This window comes from Acidithiobacillus sp. HP-2, assembly GCF_015100155.1.
GTDB lineage: Bacteria > Pseudomonadota > Gammaproteobacteria > Acidithiobacillales > Acidithiobacillaceae > Acidithiobacillus.
This window is the reverse complement of the sequence record NZ_JACKZA010000015.1, coordinates 1-23,499: the sequence shown is the minus strand read 5'-3', so window position 1 is coordinate 23,499 and position 23,499 is coordinate 1. Positions and strand designations below refer to the sequence as shown.

At 54.4% G+C, this 23,499-nt stretch carries 20 protein-coding genes; 10 read left to right on the top strand and 10 right to left on the bottom strand.

Features of this window, described 5'->3' with window-relative positions; genetic code table 11:
* Positions 1-12: 12 nt before the first annotated feature.
* From H7F11_RS12315 to H7F11_RS12280, 8 genes are read right to left on the bottom strand one after another with little or no spacing between them, the layout of a single operon-like run.
* Positions 13-969, bottom strand: coding sequence for a 1-phosphofructokinase family hexose kinase (locus tag H7F11_RS12315; RefSeq protein WP_193649717.1), 957 nt, complete (start codon positions 967-969; stop codon positions 13-15).
* The gene (locus H7F11_RS12310) at positions 966-1,892 is read right to left on the bottom strand and encodes a bifunctional enoyl-CoA hydratase/phosphate acetyltransferase (RefSeq protein ID WP_193649716.1); all 927 of its coding nucleotides are present in this window, start codon (positions 1,890-1,892) and stop codon (positions 966-968) included. The genes H7F11_RS12315 and H7F11_RS12310 overlap by 4 nt, the downstream gene beginning before the upstream one ends.
* 46 nt (positions 1,893-1,938) lie before the next feature.
* Positions 1,939-3,126, bottom strand: coding sequence for an acetate/propionate family kinase (locus H7F11_RS12305; RefSeq protein ID WP_193649715.1), 1,188 nt, complete (start codon positions 3,124-3,126; stop codon positions 1,939-1,941).
* The gene (locus H7F11_RS12300; protein WP_193649714.1) at positions 3,114-4,331 is read right to left on the bottom strand and encodes a dihydrolipoamide acetyltransferase family protein; all 1,218 of its coding nucleotides are present in this window, start codon (positions 4,329-4,331) and stop codon (positions 3,114-3,116) included. The genes H7F11_RS12305 and H7F11_RS12300 overlap by 13 nt, the downstream gene beginning before the upstream one ends.
* The gene (locus tag H7F11_RS12295) at positions 4,328-5,320 is read right to left on the bottom strand and encodes an alpha-ketoacid dehydrogenase subunit beta (protein ID WP_193649713.1); all 993 of its coding nucleotides are present in this window, start codon (positions 5,318-5,320) and stop codon (positions 4,328-4,330) included. Before H7F11_RS12295 ends, H7F11_RS12300 begins: the two co-directional genes overlap by 4 nt.
* Positions 5,317-6,381 (bottom strand): thiamine pyrophosphate-dependent enzyme, encoded by a 1,065-nt coding sequence (locus H7F11_RS12290; RefSeq protein ID WP_193649712.1) that lies wholly within the window; start codon positions 6,379-6,381, stop codon positions 5,317-5,319. Before H7F11_RS12290 ends, H7F11_RS12295 begins: the two co-directional genes overlap by 4 nt.
* The gene (locus H7F11_RS12285) at positions 6,374-6,724 is read right to left on the bottom strand and encodes a carboxymuconolactone decarboxylase family protein (protein WP_010638908.1); all 351 of its coding nucleotides are present in this window, start codon (positions 6,722-6,724) and stop codon (positions 6,374-6,376) included. Before H7F11_RS12285 ends, H7F11_RS12290 begins: the two co-directional genes overlap by 8 nt.
* A 37-nt stretch (positions 6,725-6,761) precedes the next feature.
* Positions 6,762-9,341, bottom strand: a complete 2,580-nt coding sequence (locus tag H7F11_RS12280; protein ID WP_193649711.1) for a plasma-membrane proton-efflux P-type ATPase — start codon at positions 9,339-9,341, stop codon at positions 6,762-6,764.
* Positions 9,342-9,586: 245 nt separating this feature from the next.
* Between H7F11_RS12280 and H7F11_RS12275 the strand changes: the two genes are divergently transcribed.
* The 6 genes from H7F11_RS12275 to H7F11_RS12250 all read left to right on the top strand — a co-directional run bounded on the left by H7F11_RS12275 (position 9,587) and on the right by H7F11_RS12250 (position 15,608).
* The gene (locus tag H7F11_RS12275; RefSeq protein WP_193649710.1) at positions 9,587-10,966 is read left to right on the top strand and encodes a dihydrolipoyl dehydrogenase; all 1,380 of its coding nucleotides are present in this window, start codon (positions 9,587-9,589) and stop codon (positions 10,964-10,966) included.
* Between the two features lie 643 nt (positions 10,967-11,609).
* Positions 11,610-13,064, top strand: coding sequence for a cytochrome ubiquinol oxidase subunit I (locus H7F11_RS12270; RefSeq protein ID WP_193649709.1), 1,455 nt, complete (start codon positions 11,610-11,612; stop codon positions 13,062-13,064).
* Between the two features lie 40 nt (positions 13,065-13,104).
* Positions 13,105-14,187, top strand: a complete 1,083-nt coding sequence (locus H7F11_RS12265; protein ID WP_193649708.1) for a cytochrome d ubiquinol oxidase subunit II — start codon at positions 13,105-13,107, stop codon at positions 14,185-14,187.
* Positions 14,188-14,268: 81 nt separating this feature from the next.
* Positions 14,269-14,586 carry a hypothetical protein gene (locus tag H7F11_RS12260; RefSeq protein WP_193649707.1) on the top strand — a complete coding sequence of 106 codons (318 nt, stop codon included), beginning with the start codon at positions 14,269-14,271 and terminating at the stop codon, positions 14,584-14,586.
* 77 nt (positions 14,587-14,663) lie between these two features.
* Positions 14,664-14,879: a hypothetical protein gene (locus H7F11_RS12255; protein ID WP_193649706.1), complete on the top strand. Its 216-nt coding sequence runs from the start codon at positions 14,664-14,666 to the stop codon at positions 14,877-14,879.
* Between the two features lie 12 nt (positions 14,880-14,891).
* The gene (locus tag H7F11_RS12250) at positions 14,892-15,608 is read left to right on the top strand and encodes a Crp/Fnr family transcriptional regulator (RefSeq protein ID WP_193649705.1); all 717 of its coding nucleotides are present in this window, start codon (positions 14,892-14,894) and stop codon (positions 15,606-15,608) included.
* A gap of 180 nt (positions 15,609-15,788) precedes the next feature.
* Here H7F11_RS12250 and H7F11_RS12245 read toward each other — a convergent pair whose 3' ends face one another.
* Entirely contained in the window at positions 15,789-15,959 is a 171-nt protein-coding gene (locus tag H7F11_RS12245; RefSeq protein WP_193649704.1) for a hypothetical protein, read from the bottom strand.
* A 364-nt stretch (positions 15,960-16,323) separates the two neighbouring features.
* On the opposite strand from H7F11_RS12245, the gene H7F11_RS12240 reads away from it, so the two are divergent.
* From H7F11_RS12240 to H7F11_RS12225, 4 genes are read left to right on the top strand one after another with little or no spacing between them, the layout of a single operon-like run.
* A complete protein-coding gene (locus H7F11_RS12240) occupies positions 16,324-17,541 on the top strand; it encodes a TolC family protein (protein ID WP_413773198.1) in 1,218 nt (405 codons plus the stop codon).
* The gene (locus tag H7F11_RS12235) at positions 17,538-18,917 is read left to right on the top strand and encodes an efflux RND transporter periplasmic adaptor subunit (RefSeq protein WP_193658158.1); all 1,380 of its coding nucleotides are present in this window, start codon (positions 17,538-17,540) and stop codon (positions 18,915-18,917) included. The genes H7F11_RS12240 and H7F11_RS12235 overlap by 4 nt, the downstream gene beginning before the upstream one ends.
* Positions 18,910-22,020 (top strand): efflux RND transporter permease subunit, encoded by a 3,111-nt coding sequence (locus H7F11_RS12230; protein WP_193650459.1) that lies wholly within the window; start codon positions 18,910-18,912, stop codon positions 22,018-22,020. The genes H7F11_RS12235 and H7F11_RS12230 overlap by 8 nt, the downstream gene beginning before the upstream one ends.
* A gap of 22 nt (positions 22,021-22,042) precedes the next feature.
* Positions 22,043-22,600, top strand: a complete 558-nt coding sequence (locus H7F11_RS12225; protein WP_031571418.1) for a hypothetical protein — start codon at positions 22,043-22,045, stop codon at positions 22,598-22,600.
* Between the two features lie 170 nt (positions 22,601-22,770).
* Here the strand turns inward: H7F11_RS12225 and H7F11_RS12220 are convergent.
* A partial coding sequence (locus tag H7F11_RS12220; protein WP_227485472.1) for a hypothetical protein occupies positions 22,771-23,499 on the bottom strand: 729 nt, incomplete at its 5' end.

Below are 23,499 nucleotides of genomic sequence, written 5' to 3'. Positions count from 1 at the left end.
GTAAATCTCCTTTTAAATATCGAGCATCTTGACGTTCACCTGTTGCAACAGTTCAACCACCTGACTGTGAGAAAATATTTCCGTACCAGGCCGTGCCGCCGTGCCACTGCCACAGGCAACGGCAAGCCGCAACGCCTCGGCGGGACTCTGCCTGCGTGCCAGCGCCGCTACCAGTCCGGCAACCATGGAATCTCCCGCACCAACCGTGGATTTGACCGCTATGCTGGGTGCCTCGGCCAGATAACTGCCGTCGGGTCCAACCAGCAGGGCGCCTTCACCACCCAGCGAGACACAAACGTACTGGACACCTTCCCGCTGGATAGCGCGGGCTTCCCGGGCGACGTCTTCCAGCGTGGGCAACTCGCGCTGTCTGAGTACCGATAACTCATAGCGATTGGGTTTGATCAGGTAGGGCTGATGGGGAAGGGCCATTTGTAACAGCGCGCCGTGGGCATCGACAACGGCCTTGCCGCCATCCGCCTGTACTTTGTCCACCAGGTCGCCATATATGAGATCGGGCACTCCCGGAGGAACCGAGCCGGTGAGCACGGCAAATCCGCCCTTGCACAGTTCCAGAAAGCTTGTTTTGACGGCGCTGAGCGCAAGTTCGGAAACCAGTGGACCGATCCCGGTCACTTCAAACTGTGCAGGCGGATCACCCTGAAGAATGGTGGCATTGATCCGGGTTTCGCCTTCCACATGCACGCAATGCGGGCTGTCCAGTTGATGCTGCAGCAGCTTCTGCAACAGCTCGCCTATATTCCCGGCGACGATGCAACAACTATGGGCGCAGACCAGGAGCTCCTTGAGGGCGCGGGCGACATTCACGCCATTACCGCCAGGATCATAACGCGTAGCAAGGGCATGACTTTTCTGATCGGGAATCAGGTGCGGCACTTCATAGGCAATATCCACTGCCGGATTGAGGGTCAGGGTGGCGATGGCCTGGCATGGCTCCGTTGCAGTCATTGGGAATGGGCTCCTGTTTTGTGGTAATGAATCAGTGCCGCCAGGGCCGCCGAAACCAGTCTGGCCCGGGCCGGATCAGACCGGGAGGTGAGGATGACGGGCACTTTGGCCCCCATGACAATGCCAGCCATGGTCGCGCCGGCCAGATATTCCAGGTCTTTGGCGAGAATGTTGCCGGAAACCAGATCGGGTACCAGCAGGATATCGGCATCTCCTGCGACTTCACTACGGATGCCTTTGATCTGCGCCGATTCCTTGGAAATGGCATTATCAAAAGCCAGGGGTCCATCGACCAGTGCATCGGTAATCTGACCGCGCTCGGCCATTTTGGAGAGGCAGGCGGCATCGACGGTGGAGGCAATGGCCGGATTGACGACTTCCACCGCCGAGAGAATGGCGGCCTTGGGATGCGCCACGTCCAGAATATGCGCCAGATCGATGGCATTTTGCAGAATGGCGGCTTTGGTTGGCAAATCCGGGGTGATATTGATGGCCGCATCGGTTATCAGCAGCAGTTTGTGATAGCTGGAAATGTCGGTAACGAATATATGAGAAAGCCGTTTTTCCGTACGGAGCTTGGCGAGAATGGGATGGAGAAAGGCATCACTATGCAAATGCCCTTTCATCAGCGCTTTTGCTGCTCCCGAAAGGACCATTTCCACGCCCTTGTCGGCGGCATCATCGGGATTGTCGGCGGCGACAATCTGAAAGTTGGGACAAGTACCCGAATCGGCCCCCATCTGTTGGAGCAGATGACGGATTTTATCAGGATCGCCGATGAGAATGGGTTCAACGATGCTTTGTTTTTTGGCCTCGCAGGCACCCAGGAGGACATGTTCCTCGGCCGCATCTACCACCGCTACCGGAATGTCCGGGAGGGGTGCTATGGCAGCAAGCAGATCATCGAAGTGTGGGTATGCCATCCTGGTTTCCTCCGGGGTTGGGTTTATTCATACAACGTATTGAGATTCATGGGGTACCCGTGCCCAGCAGGCGCAGGGTATGGCGCGCAATCATCAGATCTTCGTCGGTAGGCACCACCAGCACCTCAACGGGGCTTTCCGGGGCCGAAATCCTGCGAGCCTCCTGAGCGACAGCAGCATTGGCCTCCGGGTCGAGATGAAAGCCCAGGGCCTCCAGGGGCCGACAGATGGCCCAGCGCACGGCCGCCGCGTGTTCGCCGATGCCGCCGGTAAAAATCAGGCGCTGAACACTGCCCAGCACCGCCATGAGACTGCCGATATGCTTGCGGGCACTGTACGCAAACTGGGCAATAGCCTCCGCTGCATGGGGATTGTTTTCCCGCTGCCGCAATAATACCTGCATATCCCCGCTGCAGGCCGAAATCCCCAGCAATCCGGAAAGATGGTTGAGCAGCCGCTCCAGTTGCGGCGCGCTGTAGCCTTTTTCAGCCATCAAATAAAGGAGTATGCCCGGATCCAGATCCCCGGAGCGGGTGCCCATGATCAAGCCACCAGTAGGGGTCAATCCCATGGTGGTGTCCAGACAACGGCCATCGGCAACAGCCGCCATGCTGGCCCCATTCCCCAAGTGGGCAATGATGGTAGGCGCTTTCCCCTGGTCTGGAAGCTGACTGACAATGTACTCGTAAGAGAGGCCATGAAAGCCATATTTGCGCACGCCTTCCTGCCAGAGATTGCGTGGCAGCGGCAGGCGCGCGGCCACTTCCGGCATGCTTTGATGAAATGCCGTGTCCAGACAGGCGACCTGGGTTTTTCCCGGCCAGATTTTTTGCAAAGACTCGATGGCCGCAATTTCGGCCGGTAAATGCAAGGGGGCAAAGGCCAGGGCATCGCGTAGATCCTTCAGTACGGTCGCGTCAATGCATACATGGGCCTGCTGATGGGGTCCTCCGGAAACAATCCGGTGACCGATAGCATCGGGATGAGTGATACCCAGTTCGGTTAGCGCTGCGACAACCGCCTGCAGGGCGGCCGATTGATCCACAAAGGCTTGTTGGCGGTCCAATACCCGCTGACCGGCCTGTTCCAGCCATATCCTCCCCATGCTTTGACCAATGCGTTCCACGGCCCCGGCAAGCTGCTGCTTCTCCAGTCCTGCGCCGAAAGCAAACAGGGCAAACTTGATGGAAGAAGAGCCGCTATTGATGGAGAGAATCTGGGTTATGTCAGCCAAGAGAGGTCCTCCAGACGCTTGCCCAGGTGTTGCAGAAAACGTGCCGCATCCGCACCGAAAATAACCCGATGATCACAACTCAAGGTGAAATCCGTCAGCCCGTCACTACCGGCAGCCGCTACCGCCAGAATGGCTGCTGCCCCCGTGGGTACAATGGCATTGAAGCGCTCAATCTCCGGGAAAATCCCCAGATTGGACAGATAAAAAGTGGCGCCCTGATAGTCATTGGGTGTAACTCGGCCTTTTTTGACCTTGCCCAGCAATATGCGCCAATCCTCTGCGAGTTCCGGCAGCCTTCTGCGGGCTGCATCCCGCAGCACCGGTGTAATCAGACCTTCACCAGTATCCACAGCGATGCCCAGATCGACCCGCTGCCGCCTGGCAAGACCCTGACGGGTCATGACCTGATTGAACCAGGGATCTTCGGCCACGGTGAGGGCGCAAGCTCTGCCCAGCGCCAAGGTAAAGCTGAGTTTGGCCGTTTTGGCAGTTTCGCGCAGTGCGTTCAAATTGAAGCGGCTGCTGATTAAAAAGGTCGGCGTCTGGAGGGTGGCTGACATGTTGCGAGCCACGGCAGCCCGCAGGGCACTGGGCTTTTCAAGCTGATAGGGTGGACCCATGTGTAAGTCCACCTCCTGAGGCGCCAAGGCTACGGCCAGAACCTGACTGGCATGAATCACGCCATCCGGTCCTGGCGTGATCTGCTGGAGATCCAGATTCAGATCCGCCGCCAGAGCGCGGGCGTAGGGAGAAATCAATGCCCCGTCGGCATGGTCGCCGGGTTTTGCAGAAATTGTCCCGGTGTTTTGCCTTATCGGTGCGGAAGGGATTGCCTGGGACGGGACTGGGACGGGGTTTGCTGTTCCCGGCGCCGCGATTTGCGCAGCCGGTTCCGGTTCCGGCACTGGTGCAGCATCCGCAACGGCCGCATGAGGCTCGGGCGCGGCAGGCGTAACAGGCGCCTCTTTTTGATCAACGATATACCCGATAACCTGGCGAACCGGAATATCGGTATCCGTAGCCGCCAACGGTCCAGCCAGAAAGCCATCCGCAAAGGCCTCCACGTCCAGGACCGCTTTATCGGTTTCCACTTCGGCAACAGCCTCGCCCTTTTTGATGGCATCGCCAACGGACTTGTTCCAGCGTGTCAGCCGACCGGTTTGCATGGTGTCCGACAATACCGGCATGGTAATGGGGTTTTTCATGATTGACCTCCCTGCGTGCCCAACATTTGCCGGGCTGCCGTAATGATGTCTGCCGTGCGCGGGATACTGGCTGCTTCGAGCTTACCATTGAAGGGGGTAGGGATATCCAGTCCAGCCACCCTCTGGATGGGACGATCCAGAAAATAAAAGCAGCGCTCCTGAAGGGTGGCGCTCAATTCCGCACCCGCTCCGGCAAAACGACAGTCCTCTTCCACAATCAGGCAGTGATGGGTTTGCTGCACAGATTGCACGCAGGTATCCCAGTCGATGGGTGCCAGACTGCGCAAATCAATGACCGTCATGGCAATGCCTTCCTTGGCCAGAATGTCCGCAGCTTCCAGAGCCAGCATCACCATCCGGGAATAAGCAATACAGGTAATGTCCCGTCCCTGACGGCGGAGCAAAGCCTGATGAATAGGCGGGGCAACAGCCGCCTCATCAACATGATCCTTGGTGAAATACAGCAGTTCATGCTCCAGAACAATGAGCGCGTCATCACTATGAATGGCCTGGCGTAATTGCCAGTAGGCATCCTGAGGCGTGGCTGGAACGGCTATCCGCAATCCGGGCACGTTCATCAGGGTATGCTCCAGGCGCTGGGAATGCTGGGCACCCAGTTGCCGGGCAATGCCACCCGGCATGCGAATGGTCAGGGGCATGGGAAATTGCCCTCCGGACATGAACGGGATCTTGGCGGCCATGTTGATGATGGCGTCAGTGGCAAACAGGGCAAAATTGATGGTCATGATTTCGACCACCGGGCGCAGACCCAGCATTGCCGCGCCCACACCGAGGCCGGTAAAACTGTTTTCGGAAATAGGGGTGTCGCGCACGCGCCATTCGCCATACTTGGCCATGAGCCCCTCGGTTACCCGATAGGTTCCGCCATAAAGACCCACGTCTTCACCCAGGGTGATGACACTTTCATCCGCCGCCATTTCGGCATCCATGGCCCGATTCAGCGCTTGCCAATAAAATAGCTCGTTCATTGGGCTGTCTCCATCAGTACTTCATAACGGCGATTGTGATGAAAGATGGACCAGGCATCCTGCATGTCCGGCTCCGCACTTTGCTGGGCAAAACGGACGGCGTCATCCACTTCCGTCTGCACTTCCTGACGCAAACGGGTGATTTCCGCCTCGTCGAGATGACCTTCCTGGCAGCAATGGTCACTAAAGTGGCTAATGCAGTCGGCTCCTGCAGCAGCCATGGCTTCAGGTGATGGATAAGCGGATTCTGCTTCGTGGATGGCTGCGGCAATGGGATCGTTAGCCTGATAGGCATTCAGTTCCACATTGGGGCGATAGCTCGCCGGATCCGCCATGGAGTGCCCGCGATAGCGGTAGGTTTCCAGCTCCAGAAATTGCGGGCCGTCGCCGCTGCGAACCCGCTCCAGCGCCTTGCGGGCAGCGGCATGCACCGCAAGAACATCCATACCATCGACTTTTTCCGCCGGAATCCCATAACCACAGGCCCGTTTATAGACTTCGGTAACGGCCGAATGGCGGTGAATTTCCGTACCGATCTGATAATGATTGTTCTCACAGATAAAAAGAATGGGGAGTTTCCAGAGCGCCGCCATGTTCAGGGATTCATGGAAGGTCCCCTGGTTGACCGCGCCATCGCCAAAAAAGCAGATCACGGCTTCCGGCAGACGGCGGTAGGCGACGGCGTAAGCCGCCCCCAAAGCGATGGGAAAGGTTTCGCCGACAATGGCATAGCCCCCCAGAAAGCGCCGACTGGCATCAAACAGATGCATGGAACCGCCCATCCCTTTGCTGATGCCGGTGATCTTGCCCTGCAGTTCCGCCATGATTTCCCGTGCAGGAATTCCCCGGACCAGGGCATGGACATGCTCCCGATAGGTGCTGACCACATAGTCCCCCGGCTCGGCGGCATGCAGCACGCCCACGGCTACCGCCTCCTCTCCCGGATACAGGTGCAAAAATCCGGCAATCTGGCCCTGGGCATATCCCTGGGCAGCGGCCTCCTCAAAAGCCCGGGCGCGGAGCATATCCCAGAGCATGGCGCGCATCTGCAATCTATCCATGGGTGTTCTCCGGCAGGAATTCATCCAGCGCCTTGCTCAGCGGCACCAGATACATCAAGGCTGGGCCGCCATGCATAATGACCGCCATGAAACCGGCACTCATGATTTCATCGCGACTGGCCCCGGCTTCAATGGCGCTTTTGGTATGCAAGGCAATGCACCATTCACATTGCGCGGCCACGGACAGAGCCACGTTGATCAACTCCTTTTGTGCCGCACTGAGGGCCGGGTTTCCTTCCGCCTTACCCATAAAACCCAAAAAGGAATTGATTTCCGAGGGATAATCCTGCTTGAGATTTTCCATCAACTGATGTACTTCGGTAAGTCGATCTTTAGCGGTCATGGTTTTTCTCCGAATCAGGGGATGCACTATGAAAACACTATTTTGAATCTCCGCTTCTCATGAAATGGGTGAAAGCCTGCCGGATGGTCCGTTGAAACCCGACACCATCCCGCTCCAATTGGATCAGATCTGGTTGCAGAGAATGATTGAGAGTGTGCAAAAACCGACTCTGATGGGCTGCCTCATGATCCATCAGGCGATGAATGCCCAATTTGGCAAGGTCGGCCAGTACCATCCACACAATGTTGTACGCCCATACCAGTCCAATGGTCGTCCAGGGTATCGCCGGCATCAGCCAGCCGAAGCCAACAATTGCCACACCCACAATCTGGGTACCCAGGATGGCCAGCAGGAGAATGGGCGCAGGGTAGGGGGGGCGCCAGAAAGGCCCGCGGACCCGGGTCAGGAACAACATGAGATGCCCCCCAGCAATCAGCTGCAGGAACATGATGCTTTGTGCTTCCGGCAGAGGAATATGAAACACAAAGCGGGTAAGGAGATAAAGCCCAAAGGTCCCCGCAAAAGCCAGGAGCCCCATGGCTGAAGACAGACTCAGCACTCTCGGCATTTCCCAATGAACAGGGGATTTCTGTACGGCAGTATGGTCCCAGGCAATAGTCATGATGGGAATGTCATCGAGCAGGGAAAGCAGAACAACCATGATGGCCGTCAACGGATAAGAGTTGAAAATCAGCATGGCAATGACCACAAAAAACAGAATATCCAGCGTCATGGCGATACGATAAACCGTATAACTGGTCATCCGCTCAAAAATACGCCGCGCCTCCTCGACAGCCTTGACGATCACATTCAGACCCGGCGCCGTCAGAATCAGGGCGGCGGCACCGCGTGCAGCGTCGGTGGCTCCCGACACGGCAATACCCACATCGGCCTGTTTGAGCGCCGGCGCATCGTTCACGCCATCGCCGGTCATGGCGACAATATGCCCGCGTTGCTGCAGGGCTTTGACAATGGCGTATTTATGTTCAGGAAACACCTGGGCAAAACCATCAGAGTGCTCAATTTCATCACCCAGTGCCGGGGGAAGTACCCCGCCTTCGGCAAATTTCGAGAGCCGGTCATCCACGGTCAGAATATGCGTTCCCAGGTTCAACTGACCGGCAATTTCACTGGCAATGGCCTGATGATCACCCGTCACCATCTTGACTTCAATACCGTGTTCCTGCGCTTCCATAATGGTCCGTTTGGAATCGACCCGGGGCGGATCCAGCAACGAAAGAATCCCGAGAAAACGCCAGTTCTGCCCATCATCGTCGGAACGAACCACGCCCAGCGTACGAAACCCCTTGGCGGCGGCATCCTCCACCACTTTTTCGGCCTTGGCACGTTCGGCATCAGCCAGTTTGGCTATTTCAATGAGAACCTGGGGTGCCCCCTTGCTTACCCGAAACTTTTTCCCGTCGCTTCCGTGAAGTTGCCCTTCCGTACGCTTGGAGATGGGATCAAAAGGAATGAATTTGTCCTGAGTGAAAGCCGTGAGGGTTTTATCGCGATCGGGAAGTCGGGCAAGCACTGCATCATCAATGGCGTCCGCGTCTTCCGCCTTACTGGCCAAGGCCGCCGCAAGAATGAGTTCCTGTTCATTCTGCGCGGCAAACAGGGCGCTTTCCCCCAGGGTGATCTTGTTTTGGGTTAAGGTTCCAGTTTTATCCGAGCAGAGAATATCCACCCCGGCCATTTCCTCAATGGAAGTCAATCTGGAAACAATGGCCTTCATGCGCGATAGGGCCAGAGCCCCCAGAGCCATGGTGACCGACAACACCGCCGGCATGGCAACCGGAATGGAGGCCACTACCACAACCAGGACAAAAGCCAGCAGGGTCAAAAACGGCAAGCCACGGACTAATTCTACAACAATCAGCAATAACGAAAGGGATAGAGCCAGAACAATTAAAAAGTTACCGATATTAAGTACGGCTTTTTGAAAGTGCGAAACGGGAGCGGCTTTTTGCACCAGACTCGCCGTACGTCCGAAAAAAGTCGCAGAACCGGTTTCATAGACCAGACCCAGCATTTCACCCTGCCTGGCAATAGTTCCAGAGTAGGCCACGTCTCCAGGTTTCTTGTTCACCGGTAAAGACTCGCCCGTCAGAGCGGATTGATCCACGGACAGATAATCACCAGAAATGAGTTTGATATCCGCCGGTAAAATATCCCCCAGGCGCAGACGAACGACGTCACCCGGCACCAGTTGCGCTGCGTCAATGCTTTGCCATTGCTGATCGCGCAAGACCCGCGCCTTGAGCGCCAGTTGATTTTTCAGTGCCTTGAGGGCGTCATTGGCGCCTTTTTCTTCCCAAAAACCAATGCCGCCGTTGATGAGCAGCATGGCAAAAATGACAAAAAAGCTCTTCCAGTCGCCGTTGATGGCTGATAAGACTGCCGCAACCTCAATCATCCAGGGAATGGGCGCCCAAAAATAGGAAATCAATCTACGCCAGATCGGGGTTTCTTTTTCTTCCAGCAGGTTGCTGCCAAATTGCGTCAGGCGGGTACTGGCTTCACTGCTGCTTAAACCTTTATCGCTACTTTCCAGTGCCTGAAAGCTGGCGTCCAGATCCAGACTTTCAAAACTCTTTGCATCAGCCGGTTGCATGCGACGGTCTCCCTTTATGAAAATTTTCTACTCAAAAACACCTGACCAGCTCACAATTCAAATCTCAATATCCTAATATAAGATAGCACAAGATTCGTTCGGGCAATCTGCCTTCGCCATATTCATGATCATGACTATAGACAAGGTGAAAGAATCATCATGAATTTTAATGATATATTCATATCTGCCTGTTGTTTGCTTGTGCTAGGCTTTGCAGGATTGGATTCAACGTGGAGGGCTGCAAAATGACTGTTCAGGAAGTGGATTTGTTATGCGTAGGTGCAGGTGGCGCCGCCTATCCGGCCGCTTTTCGTCTGGCAAAAGCTGGAAAGAAGGTACTCATGGTCGATCCGAAGGGGGTCATGAGTGGTAACTGTCTGTATGAAGGTTGTGTTCCTTCCAAGGCGGTTCGGGAAACAGCCGCTTTTTACCAGGATGCCCAGCGTTTTCAGCCCTACGGACTGGGCGGCAATCTGCACGTGGATTTTGCCGCCCTGATGCAGCACAAAGATGCCATTCAGGAGCGGCGTTATGCCCAGCACGCAGCGGAACTGGCCGCAGAACCTCTTATCCGCTTGATCAAGGGCGTAGCGCGCCTGTTAGATCCCCATACGGTGAAAGTAGATACAGATGCGGGAACGGATACCTATCATGCCCGGCATATCCTGATCGCCAGTGGCTCGGACGTGTTCATTCCGCCCTTGCCCGGTGCTGAATGGTGCCTGACCAGTCATGATCTTTATAAACCTTCGCCAGCCATGCGGGCTTTGCCCGAAAAACTGCTGGTTATCGGCGGTGGCTACATAGGGCTGGAAACAGCGACATTTTTTGCTGCCATGGGTACGAAAGTTACCTTGCTGCAAAAAGGCGCACAAATCCTGAACGGCATGGATCCCGGCATGGTCAACCTGTTGCTGCCCTTACTACCCAAAGGGCTTGAACTACGCACCAATATAGAGGTGCAACGCGTTGAGAATACAGGCACTGGTCGTCGTGTTGTCTGGCTTCAGGACGGCAAGGAACAAAATCAGGAGGTCGATGTAGTCCTGCTCGCCGTGGGGCGTCGTCCGGTCATTCCAGAGGGTGCAGAAGCTCTGGGCATTGCGTTTGATCATCATGGTATCCAGGTGGGTCCCAGCCTGCAAACCCGCTTTCCGCATATTTATGCAGCAGGGGATGTCAATGGACGGGTCCCACTTTTTCACGCAGCAGTGCGTCAGTCTCTGGTGGCAGGCCACAATATTCTGGCGGGGAACGTTCCTGCGGATTATGCGGATTTTGATCATGTGCCGACAACGATATTCACCTTGCCGGCAGCAGCCTACATCGGTCTGACACCGGCCAAGGTCTCTCCTGGATCATTGCTGGAAGCCCGCTATGCCTTTTCAGAGGACTCCAGAGCGCAGATTCTGGAACGTCTGGATGGCGAAATCCGGCTCTTTTTCGAGCCCGGCAGTTTGCGGATTCGCGGGGCATGGATTGTGGGGATTGACGCAGGCAGTCTGATTGGACAGGTCGGCACGGCCATTGCGGGCGGAATGACGGCCTATGACCTGGCCCGCTTTGCCGATCAGCACCCAATGTCAGCGGAAGGTATCGGCAAGGCTGCACGCAGCCTGTTGTAGATCACCCTGTGCGATCGATATCAGTACACTATCGACGATGAATAAACGGTTTTCAGGCTGAAACCGGGCGCTTATGCCACCTGTTGTCTGGGCTGTACTTCGCGGTTGCAGTCCCAAGCAGGAAGAATTCTATGCCTACCAAACCTTTGCAGTACATGACAGGACAGCCTATCAATGGCATTTGTTAGTCATTTCCGCATCGCGAATTGTCCCGTTGTGCCCTGATAATTTATCCTTAACCGATTGATATACTCAACGCATTATACAAATTGACCTTTTGAGCGTGGACAATCTGGGCGCTGATTCCTGCTTGGCCGTAATCAGGTGAACGCCTTATTTGACTGCTTCTTTGCTGTTCATCCGCCAGAACACAATATTTTTTTAATGGCAGAACCATCCATTCTGTCGACAGCTGGCTTGATATAAATGCGTTTTGTCATTTTTGGTCTTTGCGAGCATAAATCGGTTTATATAAACCACATGAACCGGTTGTATCCCCCATTATTTTTTTGCGAAAAATCATTTTTTAAACACAACCTACTGATTAATTATAGGACGAATAACAGGCATACTTATTGCTTCTATGGATTCGCTCGTATATCTGCAATTTTTTTAATGCCGCTTTTGAAACGAGGAGTTTGTTATGCTTGTTGAAAACTCATTACCCATCCTGTTAAGTCGACTCGACTTTGCCTGGATTACATCCATGCATATCCTCTGGACCCCATTAACCATCGGGGTGTCCTGGATCCTTTTCGGGCTGGAAGTAGCCTGGCTGCGTTCTGGAGACGAACGATGGTATCGCTTGAACCGTTTCTTTGAAAAAATCTTTATTGTCAATTTCGGGGCCGGTGTGGCTACCGGTGTCACCATGGAAATGGCCTTCGGCATTCTCTATGGCCCGTTTTCCCAGGCCGTGGGGCCCTTCTTCGGGAATATTCTCGGCTTTGAAACCATTACCGCCTTTATGTATGAAGCCGGTTTCATTGGCCTCATGGTTTTTGGCTGGAACAAGGTCGGTAAAGGTATGCATTTGTTTTCTACCTTCAACGTGGCGTTTGCTTCCAGTTTGTCGGCCTACTGGATTCTGGTGGCCAATGGCTGGATGCAGACTCCCGATGGTGTCGTGCTGAAAGACGGTCTGTTTCAGGTGACCAATTGGTGGAGTGCCATTTTCAATGAAAGTAATGATTGGGGCTTTCCCCATATGTGGGTGGCTACCATCATCCTGGGCTTTTTTGTCCTGGCCGGGACCAGTGCCTGGTTTATTCTCAAAAATCGTCACGCCGATTTATTCGTCAAAATGCTGAAACCGGCCATTCTGGCCCTGCTGATCGCTACGCCGATACAAATCTGGTTAGGGGATAGTCTGGGGGTCGATGTGGCCCATAGCGAACCGACCACGCTGGCCGCCATGGAAGGGCATTTCCACACTTATTTACCGGATGGTAAGCCGAACACTTCCTGGAATCTGATTGCCATTCCCAATGCTGACAATGATGGAAGTCTGTTTTCAATCCGTATTCCCCATGTGTTAAGCCTCCTGGAAACTCACACCCTGAATGGCGTGGTTCCCGGTCTGGATCAGTTCCCGGCCAACGATCGCCCCGATGTCTGGGTCCCTTTCTATTCCTTCCGGGTTATGGTCGCCATCGGTTTCTTCCTGTTTTTTATGGCGTTGTGGGGCACCATGCTCATCCTGCGCGGCCAACTGACCGTAGAGGGATTGCGTAAACGCCCCTGGTTTTTGCGGGCCATGGTCTTTAGTGCTTTTTTACCGTACCTGGCCGTCTGGACCGGCTGGTGGACCCGCGAAGTAGGGCGTCAACCCTGGGTAGTTTACAACATCATGCGCACCTATGAGGGCACCAGTCACATGGGGCTTGGCCAGGAAATCGTCTGGTTTCTCGGATATGGCGTTTTTGAGCTGACCGTCTGGGCGGGTGCCTGGTATTTCTTCTCCCGCGTGATCCGCAAGGGACCTGATCTGGAAAGTCCTTTACCGGGTGCGCCAGAGCAGCATGCTGATCAGGAACACGCTGGTGGTGGATTGGCGAAACCGACCTTTGCCAAACCGACCTTTGGGAAAACCCATTAAGCGTGGTTTTCCGGGATTTCGATTCAAGGAGTAATACAATATGTTTGATCTCGCCAGAATCGCTACCACTCTAACGACGTGGTGGTGGCTGTTACTCAGTCTACTGTTTCTTTTCTTCATTGCCCTGGACGGTGCCGATCTCGGTGCCGGAGTGTTTGCCCTTTTTTCTCCCGATGAGCAGGAGCGGGGCGCCATTATGGCTTCCATGGCCGGTATGTGGGATGGCAATGAAACCTGGCTGGTTGTTGCCGGCGGCGTTCTGTTTGGCGCTTTTCCGTTGGTGTATGGATCGGCCTTCAACTATCTGATGATTCCTTTGATGTTCGCTTTATGGGGCGTTATTTCGCGGGCTGTAGCCTTTGAGTTTCATGTCCATGCAACCGGAAGCAAGCGCTTTTGGGGTTGGGCCTTTGCCGTCGGGAGTTTTATGGCGCCTTTCGGGGCGGGCGTGGCTTTGGGGGCGACCTTGCAGGGCTTCCCCATGAAGGCCGGTGCGGCCATGGCCAAAGGGGCTCCGGGCCTGTTTGTCAATTCGCCCATTCCCCATTTCACCGGAACGGCACTCACTTTTCTGACCCCCTTCAGTATCTTCACCGGTTTTGGCGCGGTCATTGCGGCCGGCCTGGCCGGCGGTCTGTATCTGAGTGCACGCTTTGAAAAGGGGGATCCGATCAACGTCAAGGCACAGCGCTGGACCACCCTTTTTTCCTACCTGGCCTTAGCGGCAATTGTTGTGACGCTGGTGTGGTCCTATGCCATATTCCCCTGGGCAGCGGCAAAATGGACCGGTCCTTATTGGTGGGTATGGGCCATCTGGCTCTTAGTGGTCCTGTTCTTTGCCTTTAAATCCATGATGAACCACTCCATGCAAAAAGACTTCGCCGCCCTGCTGTGGGGTGAAGGGGTGGTGGTTCTCCTGTGGTTTGCCATGTGGGCTACGATGTTTCCCTACATTGTTCCGGAAACCTGGACCATCCAGGCGGCCGCCAATCCGGCCAACTCCATTGCCGTGTTTACCTTATTCATGACCGGGTTTGTACCCATCATGATCATGTACAACGCTTATCAAATCTGGGTGTTCCGGGGTCGTACCACAAAAATGGCCAGTTACGGCGGTCATTAAAACCGGAAGGGAAGGGCAGGCTTTTCGCTGTCCTTTCCCCAGTTCCTGTGTAACAGACGGAAACTATTCATGGAGTGATTTATGAAAATCAGATCTTCTTTAACGGTTCAGGGCGAACCCGAAGCGCAGCTGGATGCCCGTGCCATTCTGGATATTCTCGATGTACTGGAAACACGCCACGATCTGGTCAATGAACAATGGTATGCGCTACGCGCAGAACTCAGCACCCTGAATGAAGAGCAGGTGTTGGATAACCAGTCGCAAAAAAAGGTGTCCGATCATAGCTTGCTGATGGAGCAGGAATTATCGCGTTATCAGCGCTTCTTTCACATTTTTCGGCAAAATCTGCTGCATAAAAAGGCAAACCGGGCAGCTTATCCCGTGCTGTACACGAGCTGAATGCCATGGAGGGACTTTCATACCAGCGCATACAGGATGGCGCACAACCTGACACGACATCGGGAGATATCCTCATAATGCAAGACACGAATCGTATTCTGAACTGCCTGCGTGGCGGGCCGATGACCAGCATAGAGATGGCTTGTACCCTGCACCTGACGATGAAGCGTATTCAGAGTATTCTGAATGATCTGGTTGCCCAACGCAGCATTTATGCGCGACGTTGGGTAACTGATGCCTCTGATAACCAGATCCCGCTCTGGGAATTGGAGGATGCCGACAGCATCGCCTAACAGGAGTATCTCATGCATTCAGCGTCATGGAATCTGACGGGCCAGTCAGATTGTCAGCTTTGTCCCATGCGCCAGTTGAGCATTTTTGCAGGGCTCACTGTGCAAGAATTAGACAATCTGGGGATGACCGTACAGGATATTCATCTGCCTGCTGGGGAAGTGCTTTACCATCAGGGCGAAAGCGCCCGCCATGCGTTTACCTTGCGGTCTGGTGTCATCAAACTCAGTCTGGAATCACCGCTTCATGGGGTGGAAAAAATTGTTCGGCTATTGCGTCATGGCGATCTGTTGGGATTTGAGGGCTTGAATCATGCACATCCCCGATACCCGCATACCGCCACAACATTAGATGCCGCTGATTTATGTTTGCTGGATATATCGGAATTAAACCGTTTGTCAGAAGACCTCCCTCATGTGCGAGGCGCATTGCTGGAGCGCTGGCAGAGAGCCCTGGAAGAGTCTGAATTCCATATTGTGGAAGTGGGAGCAGGGAAGGCCGATGCCTGCCTGGCGGCATTTTTATACCACTGGTGCGGAGTGTTCCCCGATGGCGCCTGGGTCCCTTTCCCGATGGCGCGTAAAGAGATTGCCGGTTATCTCGGGCTTTCTTCTGCGCACGTTTCGAGAGTCCTGGCGGATTTCAAGAGACACGGATATCTGCGTGAATCCGGTCAGCGCATTATGGTTCAGCGCGCGTCGCTACGAAAAATTGCCAGCGGTATGCATTGATGGGTTCTAAATGGTTGATGAAGGCTGTACACCGCTCCTTGATTGAGGTGGTTCTTAATCAGGTACAACCATTTCAAAAATGAAGAATAACAGCAACCTCATCATTTGCATTTTTTCTCAAAGGTTGTCATCGTTTATCTAATTGGGATCTCATGGTCGAATTATGTTAAAGCTTCGCCGCTACTTTCGTTCGCTGGCAATGTTGTCCTTGTTCCTTATTGGAACCTGGATGAGCAATGCTGCGGTGGCGATGCCACAGGGCATATCCTGTGTTGAAATGCACGGGATGTCCATGATGGGAATGTCCATGGCGAACATGCCCTGTTGCCGGGATAACCCCGGCATGGACATGCGGATGATGGATCCCCATTCCGAAGCAATGAGTAGTCAGTGTATGGCCATCTGTGCACAGACGCATGCGCCTGGCGGATTGCGCTTTTCTGGAATCTCTGTCCCGACTCCCGTGTGGATTGGATCCGTGACATGGACCCACTCTCAGTTCGTTGCGAAGGATCGTCCCGGTCTTTTTTCCCCTGAACCCTCTTACCATCCACCTCCGCTGCTTCACGTACGATTGACCATTTAAGTTCTCCTCAGCAAGTGGGCACTCCTTTTCTCAAAGGAGAAATGTCATTGATTTGCTATGGAGATTTTCATGGATGCCAATCTATTGGAACGATTATCAGCCAAGAACAGCATACGGCTCTTGGCCGGGATGTTACTGTGCTTTTCAACGGCCGCAGCATGCGCTGAGCCGTTAAGTTTGCAGAACGCGCAAGCCATTGCCTTGCGTCAAAACCCGGGGCTCGGCGCGCTGACCCAGAAAATTGTAGAATTAAAACATCAGGCCGTATCCGTAGCACAGTTGCCTGATCCGCATTTGTCTCTGGGTGCTGAAGATTTACCCCTCAACAGTTTCTCCATGAACCAGCAGCAGATGAGTATGCTGAGTGTGGGGCTGAGTCAGACTTTTCCCTCCTTCGGTAAACTGGGGCTGGAAGGTCGACAAACACGCGTGGAAGCTGCAGCAGCTACGGATACCCTGCAAGGCCAGTCCGCCGAATTAGTGTTGTTGTTACGCCGCGCCTGGCTGCAAGCGCTCTATACCGACAAAGCCATAATGACGGTCCGGCATCAGGAACAGTTGCAAGCCGAGAGCGTGCAGGCTGCACTGGCGCTCTACCGATCCGCACGGGGATCGGAGGCCAATGTACTCAGGGCCCAACTGGCACGAGACGATCTTGCGAATGACATCAGCAAATTACAAGCCGAACGAACGCGCTATCTTGCACAAATTGCCCAGATCCTGAATCTATCGCAGCCACCTTCCATACAAAACCGATGGCCGCATCTCCCGTCGCCCAAAACCTTGCGTACCGCAGAAACCCGTCTTTTGGGGCAGCCTCTCTTGCGCTCTGCACAGGCGCAATCGCGCGCTGCGCAAATCGGGGTACAAGTCGCTCAACGGAGCTATTGGCCCAATGTTACCGTCAGTGCTGCCTATGGTCAGGATTTCTATCCGGGCAGTCCGAACTGGTTGTCTGTAGGCGTCAACCTGAGCCTGCCCATCTTTCCGGAAGACCGTCAGGATCAGAATGTGGACGCCGCCCGAGCGCGGGCGCTGCAGGCCCAATATCGTTTTGACGACCAGCATTTAGCGCTGATCCAGCAGCTGCGCAGCACATTCGCCCGTTATACTGCGCTGAAAAAAGAATGGACACGGACCGATGAGCGTCTAGTACCCAAGGCACAGCAGGCATTTTCTGCGACACTCGCTGCTTATACCTCGGGACAGGCCCACATGGATGCGGTGTTGCACGCGCAAAATGCGGTATTGCGCTATGCGCTGACCCGTCTGCAGTATCGCCGTGATCTCGCTCTCAGTGTCGCGGAGCTCGATTTCCTCACCACGCAAGGGAGGACAACGTCATGAAATTCCGTCAATGGACCCTCCCTGTGGGTCTCCTTGCGCTGGGTGTAGCGTTGGGTGCCGGCGGGGCTTGGTGGTTACGAACGCCCAGTGCCGTGCCGAATCTCACCAAAAGCCAACGGCCTTCCCTGAACAACAGCAGCGACCAGCGCCATATTCTCTATTGGGCTTCCCCCATGAATCCCAAGATTCATTCGAATCACCCGATGAAAGACAACATGGGCATGGCCTATATCCCGGTCTACGCTCCCGGTACCAATGCACAAAAGCCCTCGGGATTGCATATCAATTCACAGATGGCGCAAAACCTGGGGGTCCGTCTTGTACAGGTTCAGGAACGGCAGATGGGTCACGTCATTCACACCGTAGGAACCGTGGCTGTGGACGAAAACAGGGTATATTCAGTGAACCCGCGCTTCTCTGGTTGGGTGGAACAGTTGCGTGTCAGGGCTGTGGGGGACACGGTGCAACGCGGCCAGGTGCTTGCCGAGATTTATTCTCCGGCATTATACAGTGCCCAGCAGGAGTATCTCATTGCGCGGCGCCAACAGGGACGAACGGCAGATCCCGCCCTGCTGGCGGCTGCTCAGACGAAATTGCAATTACTCGGGATGTCCAGAAACGAGATTACTGCACTCGCCCTGCACGGTCATGCTGAGCGGGATGTCGCATTAAGGGCGCCGGCTTCTGGCGTCATCGAGACGCTCAACGTGCATCAGGGCAGCTATATCGCACCGCAGACCGAACTTTATCAAATTGCCAATCTCGACCGGGTTTGGGTGAACGTGGCGCTCTACACCTATCAGTTACCCTGGATACAGACGGGTGACTCTGCCCGCCTGCATTTACCTGCTTACCCGGAGGTGCGCTGGAAAGGGTCTTTGAGCTTCCTGTATCCGACGCTGAATGCCCAAAACCGGACGGTTACAGCACGCCTGAGCGTTCCCAATCCGGAGGGGAAACTCCGCCCCGGCACCTACGCGGATGCCACTATTCTAGCCCGCCCTGAGAAGTCGCTGGCCGTACCAAGCAGCGCCGTACTGCATAGCTCTCAGGGCGATTTCGTGATGCTCGGCGAGGGTCATGGGCATTTCCTACCGGTACAAGTCCGCTTAGGGCCAGCGTACCGGGGATGGGTAGCTATCCCAAAGGGCCTCCGGCCAGGCGATCGGGTTGTGGAAAGTGCGCAGTTCCTGCTCTATTCCGAATCTCAATTCCAATCCGTACGGGCGCGCATGTTGGGCGCTAATACTGCCCGAGTGGATTCTGCGTCGCCCGTTGTGGCACAGAACCGGTCAACGCCTGTATCGAAAAAACCCAAAAAATCTACTCCAGCGTCCATGGCCAACATGAATATGGGAGGCAAAAGCCATGATTAAGGCCGTGATGCGTTGGTGTCTCAACAACCCATTGTTGGTGGTCATTGCCAGCTTGGTCGTGATCGTTGCAGGCGTCCTCTCCATCCTGAGCATTCCACTGGAAGCGCTTCCTGATATTTCGCCGACCCAGGTCATTGTCAAAACCTCTTATCCGGGACAGGCTCCACAAATCATTCAGGATCAAATCACCTATCCCCTCGAAACGACTTTGCAGGAAGTACCCGGTGCCAAAGCCGTACGTGGCTATTCCATGTTCGGGGATTCCTATGTTTACGTGCTGTTCAAAGGGGGTACCCCGATTTATCAGGCACGGAATCTGGTCCTGCAATATCTCAACCAGGCCCAGGGTCAGTTACCAGCCGGGGTAACCCCGGCTCTGGGGCCGAATAGCTCGGGGGTGGATTGGATTTATGAATATGCCCTCACAGATACCGGTGGTTCACTGAACCTTGCACAACTTACTACCTTGCAAAACTGGTTTCTGAAATTTGCCTTGCAAGGTATTCCCGGTGTGGCCCAGGTCGCGACGGTGGGCGGGATGGAGCAGGAGTATCAGGTGGTTGTCTTCCCTAATCGTCTGCTGGCCTACAACCTCACCCTGCCACAGGTCGAAGCGGCTATTCGTGCGGCCAATGGCGAAACCAGTGGTTCCGTCGTGGACATGGGAGAGTCGCGCTACATAGTGCGCACCTCCGGCTACATTCACTCATTGAAAGATTTACAACAGACCCCGCTTGGTGTGCGCGACGGCGTGCCCGTGACGCTGCAGCAAGTGGCACGGGTACAATTAGGCCCGGTTCTACCCAGTGGTATTGCCGAACTGAATGGTCAGGGTCAAGTGGTCGGTGGCATTGTCATGATGAATCAGGGGGGAAACGCCAATGCCCTGATACAAAAGATTCAACAAAAACTTAAAAGCTTGCAGGCCTCGCTGCCGGCTGGAGTGAAGGTAGTGACCACTTACAGCCAGCGCCCCCTGATTCAACGCAGCATTCAGACGCTCAGTGGCAAACTGCTGGAAGAGTGTGTGGCCGTCCTGCTGGTGACTTTGCTGTTTTTATTACGGATCCGTTCGGCGCTGGTGGTCCTGATTGCATTGCCGATCGGTATACTTGGCGCCTTTATCGTGATGTATGCTCTCGATATACCGGCGAATATCATGTCTCTTGGGGGAATCGCCATTGCGATTGGCATTATGGTCGATGCGCCCGTGGTAATGATCGAGAACATGCATAAACATATGGAGAAAGGAGAAGCCCTCAATCCTTGGCAGACTGCCGGGATAGCGGCGATGGAAGTTGGCCCCGCGCTGTTTTTTTCCTTACTGATTATCGCGGTTTCCTTTCTGCCCATCTTTGCGCTGAGTGGACAGGAAGGTAAATTGTTTGCGCCGCTCGCTTTTACCAAAACCTTTGCGATTGCCGCCGCCGCCATTCTCGCTATCACCCTGGTGCCCGTCCTGATGGCCTGGTTTATTCGGGGGAAGATTCCCGTTGAACGGAAGAATCCTTTAAACCGGGTGTTGGCGAGGTGGTATCGTCCTGTCATACACGGCGTATTGCAAGCCCCTTGGATGGTCGTTATCGGGGCCGTACTGGTGGCTGCGACGCTCGTTTATCCCTGGCAAAGACTGGGTACCCAGCTCATGCCGCCCCTGGATGAAGGGACGCTGCTGTATATGCCCGTTGCCCAGAATCCTGCCATTTCTTACGGTGAATCTGCGGCGCTTTTGCAGTTGACGGATCGCATTATCAAAACCTTTCCAGAAGTAAAAACCGTTTTTGGAGAAGCGGGACGGGCGCAGACCGCCACCGATCAGTCACCCATTTCCATGTTTGATACCGTGGTCACCCTTAAACAGCCCGATCATTGGCCCGCCCACATCAGCATGAACAAACTGCGTGACCAGATGAATCAGGCCTTGCAGATTCCCGGTCTGAGTAACAACTGGACACAACCCATCAAGGGGCGGGTGGACATGTTGACGACCGGACTGCAAACCCCTCTCGGCCTCAAGATTACGGGACAGAATTTGGCCACCTTGAATCTTCTGGGGCAGAAAGTCCAAGCAGCGCTCCAAAAAGTGTCCGGTACCCAGACCGCCTATGCCGCCAGAGTAACCGGCGGACGTTATATCGTCGTCCATACGGATCGGGCCGCTGCCGCCCGCTATGGCATTTCAGTGGCCGACGTGAACCGGCTGGTGGAAACGGCTATCGGCGGTAAAGTTCTGACTACGGCCGTAGAGGGTGTGCAACGTTTTCCGGTGGATTTGCGCTATCCTCGCGATCGTCGGCAATCACTTTCAGCGCTGATGGACAGTCGTGTGACAGCGCCCAATGGTGCGCAGATTCCCCTCGCACAGTTGGCGCGGGTAGACATGGTCAATGGGCCAGCCATGCTCACCAGTGATGATAGCCAACTGAACAGTTGGGTCACCATTGATCTGAAACCGGGGACGAGTATTGGCACTTATGTGGCCAGGGCGAAACGGATGCTCGCGCATCAGGTCCATCTGCCACCGGGATATACCGTAAACTGGGTCGGCGAATATCAGAGTATGCATCGCGCCAATCAGCGTTTGCAGATTGTCGTGCCGATGGTTTTGTTACTGATTGCCTTACTGCTCTATCTCAATTTTCGTAATGTGGTCGAGGTGGCTATTGTCCTGGTCACTTTACCATTCTCTCTGGTAGGTGGCCTCTGGCTGGTTTATGTACTTCATTACAAGCTCTCGGTAGCGGTGGTCGTGGGCTTCATCGCTCTCGCCGGTGTGGCCGTCGAATTTGGGGTAGTTATGCTCCTTTATCTGGACCAGGCCCTGCAGCGTCGGCGGGCCCGCGATGCCTTGCAAAACTGGCACGATCTGCAGCTGGCGATTATGGAGGGGAGTATGCTCCGCCTGCGCCCGCTGGCCATGACGTTTACCCTGGTCGTTGTGGGCCTGCTGCCCATCATGCTCAGCGAGGGCACAGGCGCCGATATGATGAAACGGATTGCCGCACCTATCATCGGCGGCATGTTGAGCGCAACGCTGTTGGCCTTGCTCGTTATCCCTGCGCTGTACGCCTTATGGCAACGGCGTCGTTTAAGATCGCAGTAATACTCAGAAAAGGAGAAATGTCATGAACAGAAGGCAGTTGTTGAAGTCGATATTATCGGCACTGGCTGTGGCAGGTTATGTGCAGGCAGACCGGGCTAGTGCCTCGGGTATGGGCAGTATGATGGGAAACATGATGGGGGGTGATTCGCCTGACCACGAAGGCATGCGTGCCATGATGTCACCGGAGAATCGTGGACCCATGCGTACCGGGATGGAATTGTTCCAGGTGCATGCAGAGGTGCATCGCAAAGTGACTTTTCTGCCTAATGGGATACACGCGGTCACGATTTCGGCCGTGCCACATACGGTTGCTTTACTCCAGGCGCATGTGACCCAGATGTATCAGCGCCTGGCGGAAGACCAACCTTTCCCCTATCCGGCCAGTCGAAGCGTTCCCGTCATGTTCGCTCATCCAACGCTATACCAGCGAAAACTGGACTACCTTAAGGATGGTGTAGCGGTGACAGAAACGTCGTCAGATCCGGAAATGATCCAGGTGATTCATGCCCACGCGCGTGAGATTACGCGCTTTGTCAAAGAAGGTATGCCTGCGATGATGCGGGGAATGATGTCCTCATGAGACGCAGGGATGCGGACTCAATATTTCAGGCTGTTTGGATGCAAAGGCGTGAATTTTTTGCCGGTGTCCGCATCCTTATCTTCTGAGCCACCCGGATAGTGAACCTTACGGTCGGACCCCAGCTCTATCGCCATCATGGAGAATCTGTAGATGGACCAATTGCCTAAATTTCAGTTGGGATCATCTACTCTGTAAATTATCAAGTAGGTGAGCAGCATCAGAATGACCAGTGTTAGCGATATGCTCACCGGACCCGTACCCAGACCAAGGCCACCGAACTGAATGGGTTTGTCTGTCCAATCCGCGAAAGAGGCTCCCAATGGTCTGGTCAAAATATAGGCAATCCAGAAGGCAGCTATTTCATTAAGATCGAACATGAAATATGCAATCACGGGAATGCCAAACATTATGACAAACAAGATCCCCGATTCAAGGTAGCCTAAATCCAGGCTCGATGCAGTCATGTCACCAGCGGCGGTGCCCAACGCAAAGGTGGCTACAATGGTTGCCCAATAAAAAGCCTCGCGCTGGGGTGTATGCACACTGTGAATGGAAAGCGTCTTTTCTTTGAGTTTCCAGATTCCCAGAATCCCGATCAATGCCATCAGAAAAACGGATGTCGAGATATCATAGGGGACACCCAGTACGACATGGGTAACGTCCGCTATTTGAGTCCCGAAAATGCTTACCATGATAACAGCAAACCAGTAATAGTGTGCTTTATATTGATTGCTACGCATCTGCAGCCAGAGAGCAATCAGGAATAATAAACCACAACCAATAACAGCCAGATAGGGGTTCGTGTGAAATACGAGAAAATCTGACGTGGCCTCTCCCATGGCAGTAGTCAGGAGTTTCGCTATCCAAAAATAGGCGGTAATTTTAGGTACCTTCAGGAG